We start from the raw sequence: 25173 nt of genomic DNA on the forward strand, positions 1-25173 counted from the left end.
GATCCAACGAACCCTGCACGCGCCGTAAATCACGCCGTCCGGACATACCCCTCCGAAGACCCCGACCCCCGCCCGTCAGCCGACAACAGCAACCCCGCCCAGACAGCACCCCGGAGGACCCGCCACCCCGCCCCCGGCCAACCAACCCGCAACCCAGACCCCACAACCCCAAGCCGGTCAGTCCACCAGATCCCGCACCACCGCGTCCGCCAGCAGCCGCCCCCGCAGCGTCAGCACCGCCCGCCCCGCCCCGTACGGCCCCGCCTCCAAGAGCCCGTCGTCCAGGGCCTTGCGAGCCGCGCCCCGCCCGGCGGGCCGCAGCAGGGACAGTTCCACGCCCTCCGACAGCCGCAGCTCCAGCAGGACGCGCTCCACGCGCCGGTCCTCCGCCGTGAGGAGTTCCCGGCCCGCCCCCGGCGAGCGGCCCTCCGCCAGCGCCGCCGCGTACGCCCCCGGATGCTTCACGTTCCACCAGCGCACCCCGCCCACGTGGCTGTGCGCGCCCGGCCCCGCGCCCCACCAGTCCGCTCCCCGCCAGTACAGCTCGTTGTGCAGGCACCGACCGGCCGGCGTGGTGGCCCAGTTGGAGACCTCGTACCAGGAGAACCCGGCCGCGCCCAGCGTCTCGTCCGCGATCAGGTAGCGGTCGGCGTGCTCGTCGTCGTCGGTCATGGGGACCTCGCCCCGCCGGATACGGCGGGCCAGCCCCGTGCCCTCCTCGACGATCAGCGCGTACGCCGAGATGTGGTCGGGCCCCGCCCCCACCGCCGCCGCCAGCGACGCGCGCCAGTCGTCGTCGCTCTCGCCGGGCGTGCCGTAGATCAGGTCGAGGTTCACATGGTCGAACCCGGCCGCGCGGGCCTCCGCGACGCACTCCTCGGGCCGGCCGGGGGTGTGCGTGCGGTCGAGCACCTGAAGGACGTGCTGCTTCGCGCTCTGCATGCCGAAGGAGATCCGGTTGAAGCCGCCCGCGCGCAGCTCCGCGAGGTACGTCGGGTCGACGGACTCCGGGTTCGCCTCGGTGGTGATCTCGGCGTCGTCTGCGAGGCCGAACTCGTCGCGTACGGCGCCCAGCATCCGTACGAGGTCGGACGCGGCAAGCAGCGTGGGCGTACCGCCGCCGACGAAGACCGTGCGGACCGGCCTGGGGTCGTCGCCGAGGACCTTGCGGGCGAGCCGGATCTCGTCGGTCAGGGTGTCGGCGTAGTTGTCGCGGGAGGCCAGTACGCCGCCCGAGCCGCGCAGCTCCGTCGCCGTGTAGGTGTTGAAGTCGCAGTAGCCGCAGCGGGTGGCGCAGTACGGCACGTGCAGGTAGAAGCCGAGCGGCCGGTCCGCCGCGCCCGCGAGGGCGTGCGGGGGCAGCGCGCCGGACTCGGGCATGGGGTCACCGTCGGGCAGAGCGGAAGGCATACCCCCAGTGTCCCGCACGGGAGAACGGTCCCGACGCGGCGCCGGGACCAGGCCCGGACAGGCCCTACACCGCGCGCAGCACCAGCATCGCCAGGTCGTCCGACGGCGGACTCGGGTCGAAGTCGTGCACGGCCCGTCTGATCCGCTCGGCGACGCCCTGCGCGTTCAGGCCCGTGCAGCCCGCCAGGATCGCGGTGAGACCGTCGTTGTCGTCCAGCAGCAGCCGCCCCGAGCGGCGCTCGGTGACGCCGTCGGTGACGCACAGGAGCGTGTCCCCCGACTCCAGGTCGAAGCTCAGGCTCTCGTACGCGACGTTCTCGTCGACCCCGAGGAGCAGCTGCGGCTCGGCCGCCACCCGTACCGTCCCGTCGGGCCGCAGGAGCAGCGGCAGCGGGTGGCCCGCGCTCGCGAGGGTGCAGCGGGCGCCGCCGCCGCCGGGGAGGGGTGCCAGCTCGCCGTAGAGGAGGGACAGGAAGCGGGACTGGCCGCCGTCGGCGAGCCCGCCGCCCCGGCCGCTGTCGGCGAGGCCCTTCTCCATGTCGCCGATCTCACTGAGCGTTCCGAGGTCGCTCAGTCCTGTGAGGCCGCCCTCGTCGCCTGCCAGGGCCTGTCCGCCGGCGGCGGCGACCATCAGCGCGGCGGCCTCGGCGGCTTCCATCGCGTCGTCCAGCAGGAGCCGGTTGAGGCGGTCGAGCACTTCGCCGACGCCGTACCCCTCGCGGGCGAGGAGCCGCAGCCATGGCCGGGCGAGGCCGGTGACGACGGCGGCCTCGGGGCCGCTGCCCTGGACGTCGCCGAGCATGAAGCACCAGCGCCCGCCGGGCGGCGCGGGGAAGACGTCGTAGAAGTCGCCGCCGACCACGCCGTCGTCGGCCGGCTCGTACACGAGGTGGCTCTCGACGCCCGGAATCCGGGCGACCTGGCTGGGCAGCAGGCTCCGTTGCAGGACGCGGCTGATGGTGGCCTGCCGGGTGTAGCGGCGGGCGGCGCCGATCGCGAGGCCGACGCGGCGGGAGAAGTCCTCGATGAGCGCGGTCACTTCGTCGGGCATCCGGGCGAGCCGGCGCCGCCCGAGGACGAGGGTGCCGAGGGGGCGACCGCCCGCGACGAGGCGGCAGGCGACGGCCGCGCCGTCGGACGCGCCGGTCTGGCGCGAGCCGGGCCAGGGTACGGGGACGGGCACGTTACGGCCGCCACTGCCGCCTCCGCCCGTCTCGTCCGGCCCGCGCTGGGCGTCGAGCAGCCGTGGCGGTTCCTTCTCCAGGAGGGCGCGCAGCGTCTCGATGCGGGACTCGTCGGCGTGCCAGACGCGGGCGAGGCGGGGGACGGCACCCGCCCGGCCGTGTCCTTCGCCTTCGCCGTCTAGCCAGATCGCGCACCAGTCGGCGATCCGGGGCACCAGGAGTTGGCCGGCGAGGGCGGCGACCAGGTCCTCGTCGAGCTGTCCGGCCAGCAGGTCGGAGGCTTCGGCGAGGAAGGAGAGGGCGCCCCGGCTGATCCAGTCCGGGTCCTCGCGCGATACCCCGCGTGGCGCGGGGGCGATGATCTCGGCGGCGCGCAGCCCGCGGCGCAGCGCGGGTTCGCCGACGACGCCGTTGACTCCGGAGGCCGCGGCGGCGCCGGAGCCCGCCGTGGCGTCGGCGGTCGGCCCGTCGAGCGGAAGGCGGGCCCAGACGGTCTTGAGGCCGGTGCGGTAGGTGATGCCCCAGGCTTCCGCGAGCGCGGCGATGAGCTGGAGGCCCCGGCCGTAGTCGGGGGCGCCGCCGCCCGCCGGGCCGTGCGCGTCGCTGCGTACGGAGCGGGCGGGGTGGTGGTCGGACACCTCGATGACGAGCGCGGCGGGCTCGTGCTCGGCGGCGGCGTCCGGCTCGGGGGGCGCGAGGGACGGACCGTCGGGGCCGGGCGCCCAGAGGCCGTCGCCCTCCGTGCCCTCCGTGTCGTCCGGCTCCTGCCGGGCCGGTTCGAGACGGCAGACCAGTTCCACGTTGGTGCCCGCGTGCACGACGGCGTTGGTGACCAGTTCGGCGACTATCAGCACCGCGTCGTCGGCCAGCCCGTCGGAGCTGTGCCGCCCCGGCGGGCACGCCTCGTCGCCCTGGCAGAGGGCGCAGGTGGTGAGCAGCCCGAGGCTGGTCCACTCGGCGAGCGCGGCGCGCACGAACCGGCGCGCGGCGGACGGGGCGAGCGGGTTTCCGGGCAGGCTGGTGCGGGTGATGCGTCGCGCGTCGTTCCGGAACGTCCGGCTCCGTGCCGGAATCGACACTTCCGGATCGTTCGGGTTCCGACGGTCCCCTATAGGCCCCACGTGCGGCTCCTGATTGTTTCTCTCGTTGCGCCGCTTACGACCCCGACAGAGTGACAGACTGATCGTGCCCATAAGCGTCGAGTCATCGAACTGAACGAAGAAGCAGGCGAAGAAAGGAGCTCAGAGGACACCCTTCCGCCCGCCGAACCCCTTCACCGTACGCACCCGGATCCCCCTGCACCGGGCCATCACCGACTCGGACGCCACCGACGATGAGCACCCAGATACCCACCGACCCACCCGCTGACACCCCAGTAACGGACCGTGCGGGCATTCTCCTCGTCGATGACATGGAGGACAATCTTCTCGCGCTCGAAGCGGTACTGGCATCGCTCAACGCCCCGCTGGTGCGGGCCCGTTCGGGCGAGGAGGCCATACGGGCCCTGCGGCGCGAGCGGTTCGCGCTGGTCCTGCTGGACGTACGGATGCCGGGCATGGACGGCTTCGACACCGCCGCCGGCATCAAGCGGCTGGATCAGGCCAAGGACGTCCCGATCATCTTTCTGACCGGGAGCGATCCCGACAGCGGTTTCACCTTCCGCGGCTACGCGACCGGGGCCGCCGACTTCATCCCGAAGCCGTTCGACCCGTGGGTGCTGCGCGCCAAGGTGACGGTCTTCCTCGAACTGCACCGCAAGAACCGCCAGCTGGAGGCCCTGCTGGCCCGTGACCACGCCCAGCTCGCCGAGATGGCCCGGCGGCTGTCCGCGATCGAGTCCCTGCTCGGCGAGGACACCAGCGAGAGCGGCGAGAGCGGCCAGGACGGCGGCGGTGACGTGAACACCCTGCGCGGCCCCGGCGAGATGGCGGCGCTGCGCACCCATGTGGCCGGGCTCGACAACATACTGCGGGAATTACGACGCGGACGGAGCCCTCAGCCGTAGTTCCCGGCCGCCGGCCCCGCCCGCGTACTCATGTACGACGCGTAGACGCGTCTACGCCTCCCGCGCCCCGGCGTACATCTCGTCCAGCAGGTCCTTGTACTCCCGCTCCACGACCGGCCGCTTGAGCTTCAGACTCGGCGTCAGCTCACCGTGCTCGATGTCCAGGTCGCGCGGCAGCAGCCGGAACTTCCTGATCGTCTGCCAGCGCTGAAGACCCGCGTTGAGTTGCTTCACGTAGCCGTCGATGAGTTCGTGCGTCCGCGGCGACGCCACCACGTCGGCGTACGACTTGCCCTCCATGCCGTTCTCGGCCGCCCAGCCGAGCAGGGCCGCCTCGTCCAGCGAGATGAGCGCGGTGCAGAAATTCCGGTCGGCGCCGTGCACCAGGATGTTGGAGACGTACGGGCACACGGCCTTGAACTGACCCTCGACCTCGGCCGGCGCGATGTACTTGCCGCCGGACGTCTTGATCAGGTCCTTCTTGCGGTCGGTGATCCGCAGATAGCCGTCGACGGACAGCTCGCCGATGTCGCCGGTGTGGAGCCAGCCGTCGGATTCCAGGACTTCGGCGGTCTTCTCGGGCAGCCCGTGGTAGCCGTCCATGATGCCGGGGCCGCGCAGCATGATCTCGCCGTCGTCGGCGATACGGACCTCGCAGCCGGGCAGCGGCTTGCCGACGGTGCCGGTGCGGTAGGCCTCGCCGGGGTTGACGAAGCTGGCGGCGCTGGACTCGGTGAGACCGTAGCCCTCCAGGATGTGGATTCCGGCGCCGGCGAAGAAGTAGCCGATCTCGGGCGCGAGCGCGGCGGATCCGGAGATCGCGGCGCGCAGCCGGCCGCCGAACGCGTCGCGGAGCTTGGCGAAGACGAGCTTGTCGGCGACGGTGTGCTTGGCGCCGAGGGCGAAGGGCACCGAACCGGTGCCGGTGCGGCGGTAGTTGTCCTGGCTGACCTTGGCGTATTCGCGCGAGACGCCTGCGGCCCACTGGAAGATCCTGTACTTCGCGGCGCCGCCCGCGCGCGCCTTGGCCGCGACCCCGTTGTAGACCTTCTCGAAGATGCGGGGCACCGCTGCCATGTAGGTGGGGCGCACCACCGGCAGATTCTCGATGATCTTGTCGACGCGGCCGTCGACGGCGGTGACATGGCCGACCTCGATCTGCCCGGAGGTCAGCACCTTGCCGAAGACGTGCGCCAGCGGCAGCCAGAGGTACTGGACGTCGTCCTTGGTGATCAGCCCGGTGCCCGCGATGGCCTTCGCCATGTACGACCAGTTGTCGTGCGGCAGCCGCACACCCTTGGGGCGGCCGGTGGTGCCGGAGGTGTAGATGAGGGTGGCGAGCTGTTCGGCGCTGATCTCGCCGACCCGCTCCTTGACGGCCTCGGGGTGCTCCTGGAGGTACTTCGTCCCGCGCTCCTCCAGCTCCGCGAGGGAGAGCACCCAGCCGTCCGGGTCCCCCTCGGCGGCCTTGGCGTCCGCCGCCTCGATCACCACGACATGGGCGAGGTTCGGCAGCTCGGACCGGCGCTCGCGCGCCTTGGCGAGCTGGTCGGCGTCCTCCGCGATGAGGACGCGGCTCTCGGAGTCGGCGAGGATGTACGCGCACTCCTCGCTGTTCGTCGAGGGGTAGACGGTCGTGGTCGCGGCGCCCGCACACATCACACCGAGGTCGGCGAGGATCCACTCGACACGGGTGGCCGCGGCGAGCGCGACGCGCTCCTCGGGCCGTACGCCGAGCGCGATGAGGCCGGCGGCCACCGCGTACACGCGCACCGCGGCCTGGCCCCAGCTCAGGGACTTCCAGTCGTCGGGACCCTGACCCGAGGCGGGCGGCACGGGATAGCGGTACGCCTCCGCGTCCGGCGTGGCGGCCACGCGCTCAACGAAGAGGGTCGCCACCGATGGCGGCCTGTTCTCGATCAAGGTCTTTGTGTCGCTCACGACGTCCTCCGGGCCCCGCAAAGCTTGCGCGACTGGCTAGTTGTTTAACTGGTGAGTAACCATCGAGCAGTGATCAGAGTAGAGCGCACCCGCCCGGCGCGTAAGAGGACGCGGGGAGCCGCTTCATAACGAACCGGACCCGTGTACGCGGCCGGGCCCGCACGCCTGCGCGCACGGACCCGGCCGTTCCTACTCGCGGGTCACTTCCCCGCTGTCCCTCTCCGTCACCGCCCCGCGTCACTTCTTCTTGCTGGACGACTCATCACTGGAGAGCACGGCGATGAACGCCTCCTGCGGAACCTCCACGCTGCCGACCATCTTCATCCGCTTCTTGCCCTCCTTCTGCTTCTCCAGCAGCTTGCGCTTCCGGGAGATGTCGCCGCCGTAGCACTTGGCGAGGACGTCCTTGCGGATGGCGCGGATCGTCTCGCGGGCGATGACACGGGAGCCGATGGCCGCCTGGATGGGCACCTCGAAGGCCTGGCGCGGGATCAGCTCCCTGAGCTTGGCGACGAGCCGTACGCCGTACGCGTACGCCTGGTCCCGGTGCGTGATGGCGGAGAAGGCGTCGACCTTGTCGCCGTGCAGCAGGATGTCGACCTTGACGAGCTGGGCGCTCTGCTCGCCGGTGGGCTCGTAGTCCAGCGACGCGTAACCGCGGGTCTTGGACTTCAGCTGGTCGAAGAAGTCGAAGACGATCTCGGCGAGCGGCAGGGTGTAGCGGATCTCGACCCGCTCGGCGGAGAGGTAGTCCATGCCGAGGAGCGTGCCGCGGCGGGTCTGGCACAGCTCCATGATGGAGCCGATGAACTCGCTGGGCGCGAGGATCGTGGCCCGGACGACCGGCTCGTGCACCGAGTCGATCTTCCCCTCGGGGAACTCGCTCGGGTTGGTGACGGTGTGCTCCTTGCCGTCCTCCATCTCCACCCGGTAGACCACGTTCGGCGCGGTCGCGATCAGGTCGAGGTTGAACTCGCGCTCCAGCCGCTCCCGGATCACATCGAGATGCAGCAGCCCGAGGAAGCCGACGCGGAAGCCGAAGCCGAGAGCCGCAGAGGTCTCCGGCTCGTAGACCAGGGCCGCGTCGTTGAGCTGGAGCTTGTCGAGGGCGTCGCGCAGCTCGGGGTAGTCCGAGCCGTCCAGCGGATAGAGACCGGAGAACACCATCGGCTTGGGGTCCTTGTAGCCGCCCAGCGCCTCGGTCGCCCCCTTGTTGAGGGAGGTGATCGTGTCACCGACCTTGGACTGCCGGACGTCCTTCACACCGGTGATGAGATAGCCGACCTCGCCGACACCGAGGCCGTCGGCCGGGGTCATCTCGGGCGAGGAGACGCCGATCTCCAGCAGCTCGTGGGTGGCGCCGGTGGACATCATCCGGATGCGCTCGCGCTTGTTGAGCTGGCCGTCGATGACACGTACATACGTGACGACGCCCCGGTAGGAGTCGTACACCGAGTCGAAGATCATCGCGCGCGCCGGGGCGTCGGCGACACCGACCGGCGGGGGCACATCCTTGACGACCCGGTCGAGCAGGACGTCGACGCCCATCCCCGTCTTGGCCGAGACCTTGAGGACGTCCTCGGGCTGGCAGCCGATCAGATTGGCCAGCTCCTCGGAGAACTTCTCGGGCTGCGCGGCCGGCAGGTCGATCTTGTTGAGCACCGGGACGATGGTGAGGTCGTTCTCCATCGCCAGATAGAGGTTGGCGAGGGTCTGCGCCTCGATGCCCTGCGCCGCGTCCACCAGCAGGATCGTGCCCTCGCAGGCGGCGAGCGAACGGGACACCTCATAGGTGAAGTCCACGTGGCCCGGGGTGTCGATCATGTTCAGCACATGGGTGGTGCCCTGGTCAGGACCCTCGTTGGGGGCCCACGGCAGCCGGACCGCCTGGGACTTGATCGTGATGCCGCGCTCGCGCTCGATGTCCATCCGGTCGAGATACTGAGCGCGCATCTGCCGCTGGTCGACCACTCCGGTCAGCTGGAGCATCCGGTCGGCGAGCGTCGACTTGCCGTGGTCGATGTGCGCGATGATGCAGAAATTGCGGAGCAGCGCCGGGTCCGTACGGCTCGGCTCGGGCACGTTGGTAGGGGTCGCGGGCACGCAGGGTCCTGATTCTTGAGACGCGCGGCGTCTCGTCTCGGGTCGACATCGGATCGATACGTAGGCTCCATCGTCCCACGGGTACGGGGCTGCGCCCGGTTTGGGCCGGTAGGACGGTGGCTGGTAGCGTGGGCAGCTGTGTCTGCTGCCGTCTCGGCGTGGGCACTCATTCAAAGATCATCGAACCTGAAAAGGCATTTCGTGGCGAACATCAAGTCCCAGATCAAGCGGAACAAGACCAACGAGAAGGCGCGCCTGCGCAACAAGGCCGTCAAGTCGTCGCTCAAGACCGCGATCCGCAAGGCTCGCGAGGCTGTCGTCGCCGGTGACGTCGAGGCGGCCACGGTGGCCGTCCGTGAGGCGTCGCGCAAGCTCGACAAGGCCGCCTCGAAGGGTGTCATCCACAAGAACGCCGCCGCCAACAAGAAGTCGGCGCTGGCGTCCAAGGTTGCCGCCCTGCAGGGCTGAGCGGCTTCTCGCTCACTCTTGCTCCACTCTTGATTCCCTCGCCGGAACGGACTCAGCGGGCCCTCTCTACCGCTCCTGACCGGCGTCTTCGGATTCGCACACGACTGCGTTCGCCACGCGGGTGCGGATCCAACCAGGTTTGACGGCGAAGGCCCCGGTACGGCGTACGTACCGGGGCCTTCGTCATGCCTGCCGCGTCGGTCCGCCTTTTCAGCGGCCCGTGCGGGCCGCGCGGGCGATCGTGACGACCGCCTTCTCCAGCGCGTACTCGGGGTCCAGGCCGCCGCCCTTGACTCCTTCGTCGGCCGCCGCGACCGCGCGCAGCGCCGTCGCCACCCCGTCCGGCGTCCAGCCCCGCATCTGCTGGCGCACCCGGTCGATCTTCCACGGCGGCATGCCCAGCTCACGGGCGAGGTCGGCGGGCCGGCCGCCGCGTGCCGACGACAGCTTGCCGATGGCGCGCACGCCCTGTGCGAGGGCGCTGGTGATCAGGACGGGCGCGACACCGGTCGACAGCGACCAGCGCAGCGCTTCGAGCGCGTCGGCCACGCGGCCCTCCACGGCCCGGTCGGCGACGGTGAAGCTGGAGGCCTCGGCGCGGCCGGTGTAGTAGCGGGCAACGACGGCGTCGTCGATGGCGCCTTCGACATCGGCGGCGAGCTGCGACACCGCGCTCGCCAGCTCCCGCAGATCGCTGCCGATCGAGTCGACCAGCGCCTGGCAGGCCTCGGGTGTGGCCGAGCGGCCCAGCGCGCGGAACTCCGACCGTACAAAATTGAGCCGCTCGGCCGGCTTGGTCGTCTTCGCGCAGGGGACCTCACGGGCGCCGGCCTTGCGGGCGGCGTCCAGCAGGGGCTTGCCCTTGGCGCCGCCCGCGTGCAGCAGCACCAGCGTGATCTCCTCGGCCGGTGCGTCGAGGTACGCCTTGACGTCCTTGACCGTGTCGGCGGAGAGGTCGTGCGCGTTCCGTACGACGACGACCTTGCGCTCGGCGAAGAGCGACGGGCTCGTCAGCTCGGCGAGGGTGCCGGGCTGGAGCTGGTCGGAGGGGAGGTCGCGCACGTCGGTGTCCGGGTCGGCGGCGCGGGCCGCCGCCACGACCTGCTGGACGGCGCGGTCCAGCAGCAGGTCCTCCTGGCCCACGGCGAGCGTGAGAGGGGCGAGCGGATCGTCGGGGGAAGTCTTCCTGGTGGCCATCGCGGTCCAGCATCGCACGGCCCACCGACACCGCTCCGCGTACCGCCCGTGTACGGGAGAATGGGCGGGTGAGCGATGTTCGACATGTACTGGTGCTGCCCGACCGCGACACCGCCGAGGAGGTGGCGGGTGAACTCGCCGACCGCTTCGGGGTGGTGGAGGAGCCCCAGCTCGTCCGGGACGCCCTGGCCGGCGAGGACGACGCCGAGGACGCGCAGTGGCTGGTCGTGATCGAGGACGCGCCGGGGCGACTGGACCCCGCGGAGCTGGACGCCTTCGCCGCCGAGTACGAGGGGTGGCTCGAAGCTCCGGCCCAGGAGTGACCGGCCGATGTGACCGGCCGATGTGACCGGCCGGTGTGACCGGGGCTCAGGACTTGCGGACGATCTGGACGTCCAGGTCGATGGAGACGCTGGGGCCGACAACGGCGATGCCACGGGCGAGCATCGTCTGCCAGCTGAGGGTGAAGTCTTCGCGGTGCAGCTCGGTGGTGGCGCGGCAGGCGGCGCGAGTCTCGCCCTCCATGCCGCTGCCGATGCCCAGATAGCGGGTGTCCAGGGTGACCGTACGGCTCACGCCGTGCAGGGTCAGCGCGCCGGTCACGCCCCAGTGGCCGCCGCCCCGGTGGACGAAGCGGTCGCTGTAGAACTCCAGCGTCGGGTAGTTCGCCACATCGAGGAAGTCCGCCGAGCGCAGATGGTCGTCGCGCATCCGCACGTTGGTGTCGATGGACGAGGCGTCGATGATCACATGCATCGCGGACCGGTCCATCCGCTCGGCTATCCGCACGGCGCCGGCGAAGATGTTGAACCGGCCGTGGATCCGCGCCAGTCCGATATGGCGCGCGGTGAAGCCGATCTGGGAATGCGTCGGCTCGATCTCCCACTCACCCGGCCCGGGAAGCGGCGGGGGCGCCGCGATCTGGAGTGTGACGTCGCCGAGGCCCGCGTGGGCGCTCTCGCTCACCGTGGCGTTGCGGTGGTAGGGCGTGTAGCCGTCGGCCGTGACCGCGAGCCGGTACTCACCGGCCGGGACGGTCGCCACGACCGAGCCGAACGGATCGGTCTCGCCGCCGACGACCTTCCGCCCCGAGCTGTCGCCGATGACGAACTCGGCGCGCCGGACCGGTTCACCGCCGGGATCGAGAACGCGGCAGCTCAGCACCCCTGCGGTGGGCGGCACCGACACCTCCGCGAGCGGACCGGCCTGCGCGACGGCGCTCGCGCGCCCGCCGAACCAACGCTGGAACATCCTGCACACCCCGCACTGTTCGCGACTTCAGGTCCACACCCGGCATCACATCGTTGCCGAATACACGGACCCTTGACGAATAGGCATTCGATCACCCTTGTGCCGTTCAGGGCAAACACGGGCGCTCGGAGGTGGTTTGGCCAATCACCTACCCGCAAGTACCTGACGTCCAGTTAAGTCCCTCCCTCCTCTGGTGGGTCAAGACGTGGGGCACCTCGTCCAGGTCGAGGCCGAAGTGCTCCCGGTAGGCGGACAGGATCTCGGTGTCCTCGACCAGCTCCCGCTCGTGCCGCTCCCCGTTAGCGGTCGTGACGAGCCTGCGACCGCTGAGCGTGATCCGGCCGTCGCGGGTGTTCCGGGAACAGACCAGGGAACGGGTGAAATGCGAGTCCGGCGACGTCCGGTGATACCAGGCTCCGGCGGTGAAGTCCGCCAGCGCACGCGGCCGTTGGTCGATACGGAACTGGGGCTTTCCGTCCCGTACGACGTCGATGTCGCCCTCTCGGCCCGCCACGACCCGGAACGTACCGGCCGGGTCCTCCTGGTCACCCCGCTCGTCGAAGGCCAGCGGGCGGGTGCTGTGATTCCCGAAGCCGACGTCGGCGAGCCACCGTCGCGCGCCGTCTCCCGGCCCGGACGGCGCGGGGGTCTCGACGAGGAGCGTCATGTGGTCGTACGGGATCCCCAGCCCGCCGTCCGCCGTGAACACCCGCGCCTGAAGGAGCGTCACCCGGAAGCCGAGTTCGCGCAGCAGCACCGCGAAGGCGCCGTTGAGTTCATAGCAGAAACCTCCCCTCCTCCTGTCCACGACCTTGGCGACCAGCGCCTCCTCTTCGAGGACGATCTCCTCCGCCAGGTGCACCGACAGATTCTCGAACGGCACCGTCCGCAGGTGCCGTGCCTGAAGATCCCGCAGCGCCACGGCATCAGGTACGGCGGGGCGGTCGGCCCCGATCCGGTGCAGATAGCCGGAGATGGTCCGAGACATGTCCATGTGCTCAGTCTGTCCCGGCGCCCTCCTTCCCACCATGCGTCGTTCGTCTGGTCCGGAGGGCGGGGACCACCCCGGCCCCGCGCCGCTTCCCGTCCCTGTCACGCGGGCCCTCGCGGCACGGCACGCAGCCCGGCCCCCGCGCCCGTCACCGCGACCGCCCCGTCGGTGTCGGTACGCATCACCACCGCTCCCCCGGCACGCAGCGCGCCGACCGTGCGCGGCGAGGGATGGCCGTAGGGGTTGCCCCTGCCGCAGGAGATCAGGGCCAGCCGGGGCCGCACCGCACGCAGCAGACCGGGATCCTGGAAGGCCGAACCGTGGTGCGCGACCTTCAGCACATCCACCGGCGGCAGCGCCGGATGGTCCCTGGACAGGCCCTGCTGGGCGGGCGGTTCGAGATCGCCGAGCAGCAGGAGCGTCGGACCGCCCGCCGTCCGGACGAGCAGGGTGACGCTCGCGTCGTTCGGCCCACCCGCGCCCAGCCCCGGCCCGGCCCTCGGCCACAGCACCCGCCAGTCGAGCGGCCCCACCCGGCGCCGCTCGCCCGGTATCGCACGCACCAGCGGGACCTGCGCGGCCCGCGCCGTGCGCCGTACGAACTCGCTCTGCTCCCAAGGCTCTTGAAGGGACGTCGTCTGGATGGCCCCGACCCTTCTGCCCCGCAGCACGCCGGGCAGCCCGGTGACATGGTCGGCATGGAAGTGGCTGACCACGAGCAGCGGTACACGGGTGATCCCGAGATCCCGCAGACAGCGGTCGGCCAGCCGGGGATCGGGGCCCGCGTCCACGACCACTCCCGCTCCCTCACCGGCCGCGAGCACCATGGTGTCGCCCTGACCGACGTCGCACATCGCCAGCGCCCAGCCCGGCGGCGGCCAGCCGGTCACCATCCGGGTGAACGGGGCCGGCCGCAGGACGGCCAGCAGAAGGAGCACCGCGCAGCCTGCGGCGGCCCAGGGGTGGCCGCGTATGCGTCGTACCGCACACACGACGAGGACGGTGACGACGGCGAGCAGCGCCCCGCCCCGCCAGCCGCCGGGCCAATCGGCCTCCGCGCCGGGCAGAGACGCTCCCGTGCGGGCGACCGAGGCGATCCATCCGGCGGGCCAGCCCGCGAACCGGGCCAGCAGCTCGGCCACCGGCATCGCCACCGGTGCGGTGGCGAGCGCCGCGAACCCGAGCACCGTCGCGGGCGCCACCGCCAGCTCCGCGAACAGGTTGCAGGGGATCGCGACAAGGCTCACCCGCGCGGCGAAGATCGCCACCACGGGTGCGCACACGGCCTGCGCCGACGCCGCCGCGGCCAGTACCTCGGCGAGCCGGGGCGGCAACCCGCGCCGGCGGAGCGCCGCACTCCAGCGCGGCCCAATCGTCAGCAACGCGCCTGTGGCCAGCACGGACAGTACAAAGCCGAAGCTGCGCGCCAGGGCGGGATCCCACAGGACGAGGAGCAGTACGGCGGCGGCCAGCGCCGGGATCAGCGATCTGCGCCGGCCGGTCCCGATGGCGAGCAGCGTGATCAGTCCGCAGGCCGCCGCCCGCAGCACGCTGGGCTCCGGCCGGCAGACCACCACGAAGGCGAGCGTGAGCGCCCCTCCGAACAGGGCGGTCGACCGCAGCGAGATCCCCAGACGCGGGGCGAGTCCGCGCCGCTCGGCCCGCAGCGCGAGGCCGGGTGGCCCGATGAGCAGCGCGAGGACAATCGTCAGATTGCTTCCGGAGACGGCGAGCAGATGGGAGAGGTCGGTGGCGGTGAACGCGTCGTGCAGCTCGGGCGGGATACGGGAGGTGTCCCCGACGACCAGTCCGGGCAGCAGGGCGCGGGCGTCCGGCGGGAGCCCTTCCGTCGCCTCGCGCAGCCCGGCGCGCAGGTCTCCGGCGGTGCGTTGCAGCCCGGTCGGCGGGCGTACGACCCGCGGCGGCCCGCCGCCCTCCACCCGCAGCAGCGCCGCGTACCTCTCGTCCCCGTCCCTGGGCGGTGCGAGCCGTCCCGCCAGCCGGAGCCCGGTCGACGGCAGCAGCCGCTGCCACGCCTCGGCACCTTCCCCCGCCCCGGCGAAGACGAGCACCGGCGTACGGACGGTGGTGACCGATCCGTCGGCGGACGAGACGCGCGTGAGGTCCGCGTCCAGGACGAGGCCCGCCGACGACAGGCTGTCGCCGTGGACCCGTGGACGGGTGGGGCGCGGGTCGGAGCCGACCGTCAGGTCCACCGTGACACGTCCGTACCGGTCAGCCAGCGCGGGCACCGGCCCTCGGTGCCGGTCCGCGCCGTGCAACCAGGCGGACCCCGCCCCCGCCACGGCGCACAGCAGCACCGCCGCGACAGCGACCCCGTTCACCCTCCGCCGCACACCCCTCGGCCCCGTGCCCGCCCGGCGCGCTGGCGCCACCACCAGAGCCGCCCGCACCAGCAGCCCACCCGCCATGGCCAGCCCGGCCAGCACCGCACCGGCGACCCAGCTCCCTGGCGCCCCCGTCGCCAGCGCCGCTGCGGCCCAGGCCGCCAACGCCGGTGGCACCAGCCGTAGATCGGCCGGGCCCTCCTGACGAGGGGCAGCGGCGCCCAGCGGATGACCCGAGGCGGCATGGACCGCCGCGCGGGTCATGGCAGCACACGGGGCTCGATGTCGGCGAACCGGCGTTCGCCGATCCCGTTCACCTCGCGCAATTGGTCGACGGAGCGGAATCCGCCGTGCTGGGCGCGGTAGTCGACGATGTGCTGCGCGAGCACCGGGCCGACGCCGGGCAGTGTGTCGAGCTGTTCTACGGTGGCCGTGCTGAGACTCACCGGCGCCCCCTCCGGACCTGCCGCTCCGGCGCCCTGCCCCGCCGCGCCCCCGCCGGTCGCGGCCACTCCGGGTGGCGCGGGGCCGCCCACGACCACCTGCTCGCCGTCCACCAGCACCCGCGCCCGGTTCAGCCCGGTCAGATCGGCGCCCGGCTTGGCTCCCCCGGCCGCCCTCAGCGCGTCGGTGACCCTGGAACCGGCGGGCAGCCGTCGGACGCCGGGGCTGCGCACCTTTCCGCTGACATCGACCACCACGCGCCCGGCCGGCGACGCGGCGGCTGACGGAGACGTCCCCGGCGACGGTGCGGGATCCCTCGCCTGCCCGGTGGTCGCGGCCACCTCTTCACGGACCGCCTCGGGCGCGCTGACCGGCTGCGGGCGACCGGACCAGAAATGCTCGGCCGCCAGCACGACGGCCACGACCAGCACCACCACCAGCGCGGCGAGCGTCTTCGGCTCAAGCCCGCATCTGAGCTGCACCCACAACGGCAACCGCTCCCGCACGGCGACCCACACCCGCTCGCACCGCCCACCCGGCTGCTCCCCCGCATCCGGCGGCATCTCCGTGCGACCCCTTGTCGGCGCGGGAGTTGGCGCGGGAGTCGGCGCCGGAGTCGGCGCTGTCGTTGGTCCCGGAGTCGGCGCTGGAGTTGACGCCGTCGTCGGCGCCGCAGCCGACCGTGCCGCCCCCGCATCCGCGAGTCCCACGGCAAACAGGGTGTCGGCGCGGCGGCGTAACGCCGTGGTCGCGGGTGTCGTCCCCGCGCGCCTGCGGCGCGTGCGTGGCGCGGAGGAGAGAAGGGACCGGCCACGCCCGCCGCCGTGACGGGCATGACGGACACGGCCGTCGGACATCGGAGCGCGACCGGGGCCGCTGGTCACTGAGTGTGATCGAAGAGTCATGCCACCAGACGGTAGGCACTCCCATCCGATTCCGCCGATGAGGTCGAATTACCGTGGATAACTCACCAGTTGTGGATAACTCGGCCACCCGAACGAGCGATTCCGCCCCACACCCGGCACCCCCGCACCCCCCGCACCCCACACCCCCGCACTCCCGCACTCCCGCACTCCCGCACTCCCGCACCTCAACGCGGCGAGACCACAGCCCCCAACAACCCCGGCCCGGTGTGCGCCCCGATCACCGCGCCCACCTCGCTCACATGCATCTGCGCGAGACCCGGCACCCGCTCCCGCAGCCGGTCGGCGAGCGCGGCGGCCCGTTCCGGCGCCGCGAGATGGTGCACCGCGATGTCGACCTGCCCCGTACCCGCCCGCTCGGCGACGATCTCCTCCAGGCGCGCGATCGCCTTCGACGCCGTCCGCACCTTCTCCAGCAACTCGATCCGTCCACCGTCCAGTTGGAGCAGCGGCTTCACGGCGAGCGCCGAGCCGAACAGCGCCTGCGCGGCGCCGATACGGCCACCGCGCCGCAGGTAGTCCAGCGTGTCGACGTAGAAGTACGCGTACGTCCCGGCGGCCCGCTTCTCGGCCGCGGCCACCGCCTCGTCCAGCGAGCCGTCCGCCTCCACCGTCTCGGCCGCCGCCAGGGCGCAGAAACCGAGGGCCATCGCGACCATCCCGGTGTCCACCACCCGTACCGGCACAGGAGCGTCGCGCGCGGCGAGCACCGCCGCGTCGTACGTCCCGGAGAACTCGGCCGACAGATGCAGCGAGACGATGCCCGTCGCCCCGGCCTCGGCCGCCGCCCGGTAAGCGGCGGCGAAGACGTCGGGGCTCGGCCGCGAGGTGGTCACGGAGCTTCGCTTCTGCAGGGCGAGCGCGAGCGATCTGGCCGAGATCTCGGTGCCCTCTTCCAGTGCCCGGTCACCGAGAACCACGGTCAGCGGCACCGCGGTGATGCCATGGCGTTCCATCGCCTGGGGCGGCAGGTAGGCCGTTGAATCGGTGACGATCGCGACATGGCGGGACATGAGCGGGAGGTTACCCGGCGCGACCGCAGGTCGGCAGCCCGGCCCCGCCACGCCCGTCGAATTCGAAGAGGTCCGCATGTCGGCTTCCGCCCTCTTCCTTGCTTCCACGTATCCGCTCTCGACTGCTCGACTGCTCTGCGGCTCGATGGGGCCGCACCTCTGACGGTCCGCCACCCCGCCGTACGTGTGCCCCGCCCGGCCGCCGGCAATCGGCCGCCGGCAATCCGTTCAGCCGCGAGCCGACGGCCCCACCACCCGCGACAGTCCTCAGCGGCGTGAGCCGCCCGGCGTCAGTTGGTCGTCTCCGGCCGCGCCGACTTCTCCTGCCAGGGATAGGTCGTCCGGCGGGGGTCCGGCGGCTCGATCGCCTGCGGCCCTTCGCCCGCCGGCGGCGGCTCGGGCCACGTCTGGTCGGCCGGCGTGGCGTCCGCCCCCTCCGGACGCGCCGCACGCCCGCCACGCTGCCCTGCCTTCTCCGGTCCGCTCGCGGTCTCCGGCTCCGGCCACTTCATGGCCTCGGGCCCAGGCTGCGGAGCCGCTTGCCGATTCGGCTCCGCGTTCGGCTCCACCGCCGACCAGTGCCGCAGCGCCCCCGACTCGACGTCGATCTGCTCGCTCAGGAGTGTCAGCTCGTCCTCGGAGAACTTCCGCGCCCGGTCCCTGGCCGCCCACCGCAGCGAGTCGGCCGACTTCGTGATCCGTTCCGTACGGTCCCGCAGCTCGGGCAGGCGCCGGGAGATCGTCACCCGGTCGGGGTCCCGCTCCAGCCGCCTCAGCTCGTCGTCCAGTTCATGCCCGTGCACACTCAGCCGCTGGAAGAGGTTCAGCGACTCCGCCAGCGAGGCGTCCTCCGCCTCGTTCGCCCGGAGCGCCTCCTGGGTCGCGCGCATCGACGTCCGCAGCGAGAGCCGGAGCTGCGCCAGCTCCGCCGTTACGCCGGTCTGCCCGAGGCTCTTCGCTCTCAGGGTGGTGTCCTCGACGGTCCGGCGGGCCTGCGTGATCGTACGGTCCACGCCTCGCTTCGCCGCACGGACCGCCTTGACGCCCACATATACGCCCAAGGCGACGAATGCGACAAAGAGCAGCGCCACGATCAAAAGCACGGCCTCCATGTGGATGCCTCTCCGGTGTCGACGTCGGTACCTCCACGGTAAACGGAACGGGCAGCCTGAGGGTTCCGTCCGGACCCCCAAACTGCCCGTAAGGGAAAGCCCTGTGCCCTCAGGCCGCCCTCAAGCCACCCTCAGACCGCCCACCGGCCCCCGCGCATACCCCACCGGGGATCCGGCCGGGGATCCCGCCGGGGCCTACGCCGTCACGATGTTGACCAGCTTCGGCGCCCGTACGATCACCTTGCGGATGCCCGCGCCGCCCAGCGCCGCGACCACCCCGGCGTCGCCCAGCGCCAGCGCTTCCAGCTCCTCGTCCGAGATCGACGGGGAGACCTCCAGCCGCGCCTTGACCTTGCCCTTGACCTGGACGACGCAGGTGACGGTCTCGTCCACCACGTACGCCGGGTCGGCGACCGGGAAGGCCTCGTGCGCCAGCGAGCCGGTGTGCCCCAGCTTGCGCCACAGCTCCTCGGCGACGTGCGGCGCCAGCGGCGCCACCAGCAGTACCAGCCGCTCCGCGACCGAGCGGGCGACCGGACCGCCCGTCTTGGTCAGATGGTTGTTCAGCTCGGTGATCTTGGCGATCGCGGTGTTGAAGCGCAGCGAGGCCATGTCCTGGCCGACCCCGTCGATCGCCTTGTGCAGTGCGCGCAGCGTCGTCACGTCGATGTCGGCGTCCGGCACGTCCACGACCGTGATCTCACCGGTCGCCTCGTCCACGACGTTGCGCCACAGCCGCTGCAGCAGCCGGTACTGGCCCACCACCGCGCGGGTGTCCCACGGCCGTGAGACGTCCAGCGGCCCCATCGCCATCTCGTACAGGCGCAGCGTGTCCGCGCCGTACTCCGCGAAGATCTCGTCCGGAGTGACCGCGTTCTTCAGGGACTTGCCCATCTTGCCCAGCAGCCTGCTGACCTTCTCGCCCTGGAACCAGTAGGCGCCGTCCCGCTCCTCGACCTTGCCCGCCTCGACCGCGATGCCCCGGCTGTCGCGGTAGACGAAGGCCTGGATCATGCCCTGGTTGTACAGCTTGTGGAACGGCTCGACCGACGAGACATGGCCCAGGTCGAACAGCACCTTGGACCAGAAGCGCGCGTACAGCAGGTGCAGTACGGCGTGCTCGGCGCCGCCCACGTACAGGTCGACTCCGCCGTGCGGCATGCCCTCGCGCGGGCCCATCCAGTACTGCTCGACGGTGGGGTCGACCAGCTTCTCGGCGTTGCGCGGGTCCAGGTAGCGCATCTCGTACCAGCACGAACCGGCCCAGTTCGGCATGGTGTTGGTCTCGCGGCGGTAGCGCCGTACGCCCTTCCCGTCGCCCAGATCCAGCTCGACGAAGACCCAGTCCTCGTTCCGCGACAGCGGCGTCTCGGGCCGGGTGTCCGCGTCGTCCGGGTCGAAGGTGCGCGGCGAGTAGTCGTCGACCTCGGGCAGTTCCAGCGGCAGCATCGACTCGGGCAGCGCGTGCGCGATGCCGTCCTCGTCGTAGACGACGGGGAAGGGCTCGCCCCAGTAGCGCTGCCGGCTGAACAGCCAGTCGCGCAGCCGGAAGTTGACGGTTCCCTCGCCGATACCCTCGGCGACCAGCCATTCCGTGATCTTCGCCTTGGCATCGACCACGCCCAGACCGTCCAGGGTGACGGCGGGGGCCGACGAGTTGACGATCTTCGCGTCGTACGCGACGAACGCGTCGTCCCACTCCGCCGGGTCGGTGCCCCGGCCGTCCTTCGGCTCCACGACGCACCGCATCGACAGTTCGAAAGCGCGTGCAAACGCAAAGTCACGGCTGTCGTGGGCCGGGACGGCCATGATCGCGCCGGTGCCGTATCCCATCAGTACGTAGTCGGCGATGAAGACGGGGATCCGCTCGCCGTTGGCCGGATTGGTGGCATAACCACCGGTGAACACGCCCGTCTTGTCCTTGGCCTCGGCCTGCCTTTCGACATCGGACTTGGACGCGGCCTGCTTGCGGTACGCGTCGACGGCGTCGGCGGGCGTCGCGTGCCCGCCCGTCCACACATCGTGCGTGCCCTCGGGCCACGCGGCCGGGACGATCCTCTCCACCAGCTCGTGCTCCGGCGCCAGGACCATGTACGTGGCACCGAACAGGGTGTCCTGACGGGTCGTGAAGACGGTGATGGCACCGGCGTCGCCGACCGGGAAGTCGACGCGCGCGCCCTCGCTGCGCCCGATCCAGTTGCGCTGCTGCTGCTTGATCGCTTCGGGCCAGTCCAGCGCGTCCAGGTCGTCCAGCAGCCGGTCGGCGTAGGCGGTGATGCGCATGTTCCACTGGCGCAGCTTGGACTTGAACACCGGGAAGTTGCCGCGCTCGGAGCGTCCGTCGGCGGTGACTTCCTCGTTCGCCAGGACGGTGCCCAGGCCGGGGGACCAGTTGACGGGGGCGTCGGAGGCGTACGCCAGCCGGTACTCACCCAGGACGTCGGCGCGCTCGTTCTCGGTCAGCTCGCTCCAGCTCCGGCCGTCCGGCGTCGCGCGCTCGCCGCTCTCGAACCGCGCCACCAGCTCGGTGATCGGGCGGGCCTTGTCGGCGTCGGGGTCGTACCAGGAGTTGAAGATCTGTACGAAGATCCACTGGGTCCAGCGGTAGAACTCGGGGTCGATCGTGGCGATCGAGCGCCGCTTGTCGTGTCCCAGGCCCAGCCGGCGCAGCTGCCGCGTCATGTTCTCCATGGCGGCCTCGGTCGACACGCGCGGGTGCGTGCCCGAGCTGATCGCGTACTGCTCGGCGGGCAGGCCGAAGGCGTCGAAGCCCAGCGTGTGCAGCACGTTGTACCCGCTCATGCGCTGATGGCGGGCGTAGACGTCGGTGGCGATGTAGCCGAGCGGGTGTCCGACGTGCAGTCCGGTACCGGAGGGGTACGGGAACATGTCCATCACGTACTTCTTGGGGCGCGCGACGACCGCCGGGTCCCCGGCCAGGTCACCCGTCGGGTTCGGTGCCTCGTAGGTGCCTTCGGTGTCCCAGAAGTCCTGCCAGCGTGCCTCGATGTCGGCGGCCATGGCAGCCGTGTAGCGGTGCGGCGCGGTCGTCGCGGTCGTCTCCGCGCCGGCGGCGGCCGGATTCGTCTCGCTCATGTCCTGAAGCTCCATCGATCGTCTCTGCCGCGGGAATGAAAAAACCCCTCGCACAGGAGGGGGCAGCCACGCTGATTCCGACCGGATCTCTCATCCGTCGGTACTGATCAGCGCGGCTCGCTAAGCAGAAGGCGTACGGCACGCATGCGAGCAGGATACCGCAGCGGGCACAGGGCTCGCACGGCGGATCGGGGGACGCGGCCGGGGCTCGGGACACTCGATCCGCGGTCGGGCCGTTCGAAGGCCATACAAGATCGTTCGAGTCGCGAACAGGCCATCGGCGATATGTGATTCATCGAACCTTCGGCGCCCGAATTACTCCGCGTATCGACCCGATCCGGGGCAACCGCAGGGGCAGTTGACGCTCTGTCCCCTCGGTAAACCTGCAAACGCCGTACTGCCCGGTATGGAGCGTCCTAGCATGCGGCAACGGGACCGCTTTGCCGAGCCATTCGGAGTTGCCCCCATGACGCTTCAAAGCAAGATCCGTTCATCGCTTCCCTCGAACCACGGCATGAGCCCCTCCGTCCGGGGCGGCCTGTGGGTCGCCGCGCTCGTTCTTGTCCCCCTCCTCGCCGTCGCGGGGAGTGACGGGTTCCGCGCGATGCTCGACTTCACGACCGGCGTTCTGTCGCTGGTGTCCCTGACGGCGGCCGTCGCCTGGGGACTGATGGCCACCGACCGGCTGCTGCTCTCCCCACGCCACCGGCTGCTCGCCCAGGGCATCCACCGGTTCACGGCGATGGCCTCCCTCGGCTTCCTGCTGCTGCACGCCACGGTGAAGGTCTCGCTCGGGCATGTGACGCTGATCGGCGCCGTGCTCCCCTTCGGCCTCGGGATCACCGGCACGAACGGCCTCATCGGTTTCGGCTCGCTCGCCGGCTTCCTGATGGTGATCGCCGCCGCGACCGGCGCGCTGCGCAGCGCCTTCGCGGTCCCTGGCAAGATCGCCGGCCGCTGGCGCGCGCTGCACATGCTGGCGTATCCGGCCTGGTGCTTCGCGCTGATGCACGGGCTGTACGCGGGGCGTGCCGCCGCGACCTGGGTGATGACCCTGTACTGCCTGGCGCTCATCGCCGTCATCGGCGCCGTCTCCGTACGACTGCTGCCCCGGCCGGTGCAGCGCCGTCTCGCCGACAAGATCCTCACGCTGACCGGTGGCGTACGGGAGACCTCCGAGCCGGAGCAGCCGGGGCGCCGCGAGTCCGGCCGCCGCGACCTGTCCCGCGAACCGCTGCCCGGTGTGTCCGGTGTGTCCGGCATCTCCAGCGTGTCCGACGTGCCGCAGGTGGAGTTCGAGCAGCGGTTCCCGCGCCGTCGGTCGGCGTCCTCGCCCGCCTCCGCCGGAGCGTCGGCGGTACCGCTCGGTCCGCCGCTGGGCGCGACGCGTGTCCCGCCGCGCATCGCCCCGCCGTCGCCTCCTCTTTACGAGGCGGGGCGCCCGCCGAGCGCGGACCCGTTCGCCGACACCTTCGTGCCCGGCTCCTTCACGCCCCCGTCCGCCGCGCCGTACGCCGCCGCCCCGCCGACACCGCCCGCGGCTCCCTACCCGGACCCGCTCGCGGACACGTACGTCGACTCGGGTGCCGGTGCCGGCCCGGGCGCCGGTACGAGCCTGTCGGCCGGCTACCGGGCCGTGTCCCTCGGCGCCGAACCCTCGCCCCGTACACCGGCCTCCTCGCCCTTCGACGGCCCGTCCTCCCCGCTGACGCCGGGCGAGATCCCGTACGCCGAACGCATCCCCATGACGGAGGAGATACCGGTCATCAGCGAGCCGTCGGCGGCGGGGGCCGGTCTGTGGCCGACACCGTCGCCGCCACCCCCGTACCAGCAGGCTGAGACAAACCCGCCCTCCGACACGTACCTACAGTCGGCCCCCTACCCGCGGCCCAATGCCACCACCGGGCCCGATCCGTACCAACAAGCCGACCTGTACCGGCAGTCGGACGACACGTCGCACCAACCTCCCGCCGACGGCGGGGTGACCCCGAGTGCCGGTGAACCCTGGTACCCACCCGCAGGAGACCGACCGTGAACGCCCCCCTCCCCGATGTCCCCGAAGTCCGTGTCGTCGGCCTTCCCCAGCTGACACAGGGATTCGACCTCGTCGAGCGACTCGACCTCTCCATGCACCTGAAGGTGCACGGGCCGCTGGAGCCGCTGACAGGGGAGTTGCTCGCGCAACTCGCCGAGAACATCACCCTGCGCGGACGCGGCGGCGCCGGATTCCCCTTCGGGAAGAAGCTGCGCGCCGTCGCCAAGGCGTCGATCCGGCGCGGGGTGCGCCCCGTCGTCGTCATCAACGGCAGCGAGGGCGAACCGGCCTGCCGCAAGGACACGGTGCTGCTCAACCGGGCGCCCCATCTCATCCTGGACGGCGCCCTGTTGGCGGCCGAGGCGCTGGGTGCGCGCACTCTGGTCGTCGCCGTCACCCGCAACTCCACCGAGATATCCATGCGCGCCGCGCTCGCCGAGCGCGGCCTGTCCGACCGGCGCGGGCAGCCGCTGCGGGCGCGGGTCGTCCGGACGCCCGAGCGCATGGTCTCCGGCGAGGCATCGTCCGTGATCCGCGCGGCCAACGGGGGGCCCGCCCTGCCGCCCGGCCGCCGCGAGCGGGCCGCCGAGTCGGGCGTCGGGGGCGCCCCGACGCTGCTGTCCAACGCCGAGACGTACGCGCAGCTGGCCATCGGCGCCAGGATCGGCGCCCGCCGCTACGGGCACACCGGGCTCGACGCGGAGCCGGGCACCGTCATGCTCACCATCTCGGGCGCCGTCGCGCGCCCGATGGTCGTGGAGGTCCCGACGGGGGTGCCGCTGCGGTACGTCCTCCAGCTCGCCGGCGCACCGCCGCTCCCCCAGGGCGTGCTGACCGGCGGCTACCACGGCAACTGGATCGACTCCGTGGCCGCGCACGACGCCGTCGTCTCACGCGAGTCCCTGGCGGCGGTGGGCGGCTCGCTGGGCGCGGGCGCCATCCTGCCGATCGGCCCCGAGACCTGTCCGCTGGGTGAGGCACTGCGGGTGGCCAACTGGCTCGCCGCCGAGACGGCCGGTCAGTGCGGGCCGTGCAAGCTCGGCCTGCCGGCCGCCGCGGGCGGCCTGAGCGACGTCCTGAACGGCGGCGGCCCCGCGGCTCTGGAAGCGCTGCGCGAGGTGACCCAGGCAGTACGGGGGCGGGGCGCGTGCAAGCATCCCGACGGGTCCGCGCGGTTCTTCATGTCCACCCTGTCCGCCTTCACCGACGACCTCGCCGCGCATGTGCTGGACGGCGGCTGCGGGCGCGACACCACCGGCGTCCTGCCGCTGCCGGGGCCCGGCTACGAAAGCGCCGAGGAGTCCGTCCCGAGCGGCGAGAAGCTGGCCGTGGACTGGACGCTGTGCCAGGGGCACGGGCTCTGCGCGGACATCGTGCCCGAGCTGATCCGGCTCGGCCCCGACGGCTACCCCGCACTCGCCGACGCCTCCGTACCGATGCATCTGCGGGGCCGTGCCCAGCGTGCGGTACGGCGCTGCCCGGCGCTCGCGCTCCGTATCGAGCAGCCTGCGCCGCAGCGGCCCGCGCGGCAGGGAGGCCCGGCGGCTCTGCCTTCGGGCGGTGGCAGGAAGGCTCTGGGCAGCGGGCGTTGACGCCGCCTCTTAAAGAAGAGGGCGTTGACGCGTCCTTCTGAAGAGGTTGTGCGACGCGTC

The 25173-nt window shown here is 71.8% G+C and carries 17 protein-coding genes; 5 read left to right on the top strand and 12 right to left on the bottom strand.

Annotation, left to right across the window (positions count from 1 at the left end; all coding sequences use genetic code 11):
- Nucleotides 1-177: 177 nt before the first annotated feature.
- Nucleotides 178-1410, bottom strand: a complete 1233-nt coding sequence (gene hemW, locus ACIBLA_RS25940; RefSeq protein ID WP_399200047.1) for a radical SAM family heme chaperone HemW — start codon at nt 1408-1410, stop codon at nt 178-180.
- A gap of 64 nt (nt 1411-1474) precedes the next feature.
- A complete protein-coding gene (locus ACIBLA_RS25945; RefSeq protein ID WP_399200049.1) occupies nt 1475-3673 on the bottom strand; it encodes a SpoIIE family protein phosphatase in 2199 nt (732 codons plus the stop codon).
- A gap of 254 nt (nt 3674-3927) precedes the next feature.
- On the opposite strand from ACIBLA_RS25945, the gene ACIBLA_RS25950 reads away from it, so the two are divergent.
- The gene (locus tag ACIBLA_RS25950) at nt 3928-4599 is read left to right on the top strand and encodes a response regulator (RefSeq protein WP_363242347.1); all 672 of its coding nucleotides are present in this window, start codon (nt 3928-3930) and stop codon (nt 4597-4599) included.
- 51 nt (nt 4600-4650) lie between these two features.
- Here the strand turns inward: ACIBLA_RS25950 and ACIBLA_RS25955 are convergent, their stop codons facing one another.
- Both ACIBLA_RS25955 and lepA read right to left on the bottom strand, forming a co-directional pair.
- Nucleotides 4651-6540: an AMP-dependent synthetase/ligase gene (locus ACIBLA_RS25955; RefSeq protein WP_399200050.1), complete on the bottom strand. Its 1890-nt coding sequence runs from the start codon at nt 6538-6540 to the stop codon at nt 4651-4653.
- A 237-nt stretch (nt 6541-6777) separates the two neighbouring features.
- Entirely contained in the window at nt 6778-8643 is a 1866-nt protein-coding gene (lepA, locus tag ACIBLA_RS25960; protein WP_363242349.1) for a translation elongation factor 4, read from the bottom strand.
- A gap of 201 nt (nt 8644-8844) precedes the next feature.
- Between lepA and rpsT the strand changes: the two genes are divergently transcribed.
- Nucleotides 8845-9111 (top strand): 30S ribosomal protein S20, encoded by a 267-nt coding sequence (rpsT, locus tag ACIBLA_RS25965; RefSeq protein ID WP_363242350.1) that lies wholly within the window; start codon nt 8845-8847, stop codon nt 9109-9111.
- A gap of 210 nt (nt 9112-9321) precedes the next feature.
- Here rpsT and holA read toward each other — a convergent pair whose 3' ends face one another.
- Complete coding sequence (gene holA / locus ACIBLA_RS25970) at nt 9322-10308, bottom strand: DNA polymerase III subunit delta (protein ID WP_399200051.1); 987 nt, start codon at nt 10306-10308, stop codon at nt 9322-9324.
- Nucleotides 10309-10376: 68 nt separating this feature from the next.
- Here holA and ACIBLA_RS25975 point away from each other — a divergent pair, with 68 nt between their 5' ends.
- Nucleotides 10377-10631 (top strand): hypothetical protein, encoded by a 255-nt coding sequence (locus tag ACIBLA_RS25975; protein ID WP_363242352.1) that lies wholly within the window; start codon nt 10377-10379, stop codon nt 10629-10631.
- Nucleotides 10632-10677: 46 nt separating this feature from the next.
- Here ACIBLA_RS25975 and ACIBLA_RS25980 read toward each other — a convergent pair whose 3' ends face one another.
- From ACIBLA_RS25980 to leuS, 7 genes are all read right to left on the bottom strand, one after another.
- The gene (locus ACIBLA_RS25980; protein ID WP_363242353.1) at nt 10678-11559 is read right to left on the bottom strand and encodes a YceI family protein; all 882 of its coding nucleotides are present in this window, start codon (nt 11557-11559) and stop codon (nt 10678-10680) included.
- Nucleotides 11560-11707: 148 nt separating this feature from the next.
- Nucleotides 11708-12553: an arylamine N-acetyltransferase gene (locus ACIBLA_RS25985; protein ID WP_399200052.1), complete on the bottom strand. Its 846-nt coding sequence runs from the start codon at nt 12551-12553 to the stop codon at nt 11708-11710.
- 98 nt (nt 12554-12651) lie between these two features.
- Nucleotides 12652-15162, bottom strand: coding sequence for a ComEC/Rec2 family competence protein (locus ACIBLA_RS25990; RefSeq protein ID WP_399200053.1), 2511 nt, complete (start codon nt 15160-15162; stop codon nt 12652-12654).
- Nucleotides 15159-15905, bottom strand: a complete 747-nt coding sequence (locus tag ACIBLA_RS25995) for a helix-hairpin-helix domain-containing protein (protein ID WP_363242356.1) — start codon at nt 15903-15905, stop codon at nt 15159-15161. Before ACIBLA_RS25995 ends, ACIBLA_RS25990 begins: the two co-directional genes overlap by 4 nt.
- 527 nt (nt 15906-16432) lie before the next feature.
- Nucleotides 16433-17278: a DegV family protein gene (locus ACIBLA_RS26000; protein WP_399200054.1), complete on the bottom strand. Its 846-nt coding sequence runs from the start codon at nt 17276-17278 to the stop codon at nt 16433-16435.
- 290 nt (nt 17279-17568) lie between these two features.
- Entirely contained in the window at nt 17569-18390 is an 822-nt protein-coding gene (locus tag ACIBLA_RS26005) for a hypothetical protein (RefSeq protein ID WP_363242358.1), read from the bottom strand.
- 195 nt (nt 18391-18585) lie between these two features.
- Nucleotides 18586-21486, bottom strand: coding sequence for a leucine--tRNA ligase (gene leuS, locus ACIBLA_RS26010; RefSeq protein ID WP_399200055.1), 2901 nt, complete (start codon nt 21484-21486; stop codon nt 18586-18588).
- A 466-nt stretch (nt 21487-21952) separates the two neighbouring features.
- On the opposite strand from leuS, the gene ACIBLA_RS26015 reads away from it, so the two are divergent.
- Together ACIBLA_RS26015 and ACIBLA_RS26020 are read left to right on the top strand one after the other, a co-directional pair.
- Nucleotides 21953-23521 (top strand): ferric reductase-like transmembrane domain-containing protein, encoded by a 1569-nt coding sequence (locus ACIBLA_RS26015; RefSeq protein ID WP_363242360.1) that lies wholly within the window; start codon nt 21953-21955, stop codon nt 23519-23521.
- Nucleotides 23518-25113 (top strand): NADH-ubiquinone oxidoreductase-F iron-sulfur binding region domain-containing protein, encoded by a 1596-nt coding sequence (locus ACIBLA_RS26020; protein ID WP_399200056.1) that lies wholly within the window; start codon nt 23518-23520, stop codon nt 25111-25113. The genes ACIBLA_RS26015 and ACIBLA_RS26020 overlap by 4 nt, the downstream gene beginning before the upstream one ends.
- Nucleotides 25114-25173 lie beyond the last annotated feature (60 nt).

Source organism: Streptomyces sp. NPDC050433 (genome assembly GCF_044458565.1).
Taxonomy (GTDB): Bacteria; Actinomycetota; Actinomycetes; order Streptomycetales; family Streptomycetaceae; genus Streptomyces.

Coding starts and splice junctions, on each gene's coding strand:
- ACIBLA_RS26000 (WP_399200054.1), bottom strand. CDS start 17,278: ATGTCCCGCCATGTCGCGATCGTCACCGATTCAACGGCCTACCTGCCG.
- ACIBLA_RS25980 (WP_363242353.1), bottom strand. CDS start 11,559: ATGTTCCAGCGTTGGTTCGGCGGGCGCGCGAGCGCCGTCGCGCAGGCC.
- ACIBLA_RS25990 (WP_399200053.1), bottom strand. CDS start 15,162: ATGACCCGCGCGGCGGTCCATGCCGCCTCGGGTCATCCGCTGGGCGCC.
- holA (WP_399200051.1), bottom strand. CDS start 10,308: ATGGCCACCAGGAAGACTTCCCCCGACGATCCGCTCGCCCCTCTCACG.
- leuS (WP_399200055.1), bottom strand. CDS start 21,486: ATGAGCGAGACGAATCCGGCCGCCGCCGGCGCGGAGACGACCGCGACG.
- hemW (WP_399200047.1), bottom strand. CDS start 1,410: ATGCCTTCCGCTCTGCCCGACGGTGACCCCATGCCCGAGTCCGGCGCG.
- ACIBLA_RS25995 (WP_363242356.1), bottom strand. CDS start 15,905: ATGCCGCCGGATGCGGGGGAGCAGCCGGGTGGGCGGTGCGAGCGGGTG.
- ACIBLA_RS26015 (WP_363242360.1), top strand. CDS start 21,953: ATGACGCTTCAAAGCAAGATCCGTTCATCGCTTCCCTCGAACCACGGC.
- ACIBLA_RS25950 (WP_363242347.1), top strand. CDS start 3,928: ATGAGCACCCAGATACCCACCGACCCACCCGCTGACACCCCAGTAACG.
- ACIBLA_RS25985 (WP_399200052.1), bottom strand. CDS start 12,553: ATGGACATGTCTCGGACCATCTCCGGCTATCTGCACCGGATCGGGGCC.
- ACIBLA_RS26005 (WP_363242358.1), bottom strand. CDS start 18,390: ATGGAGGCCGTGCTTTTGATCGTGGCGCTGCTCTTTGTCGCATTCGTC.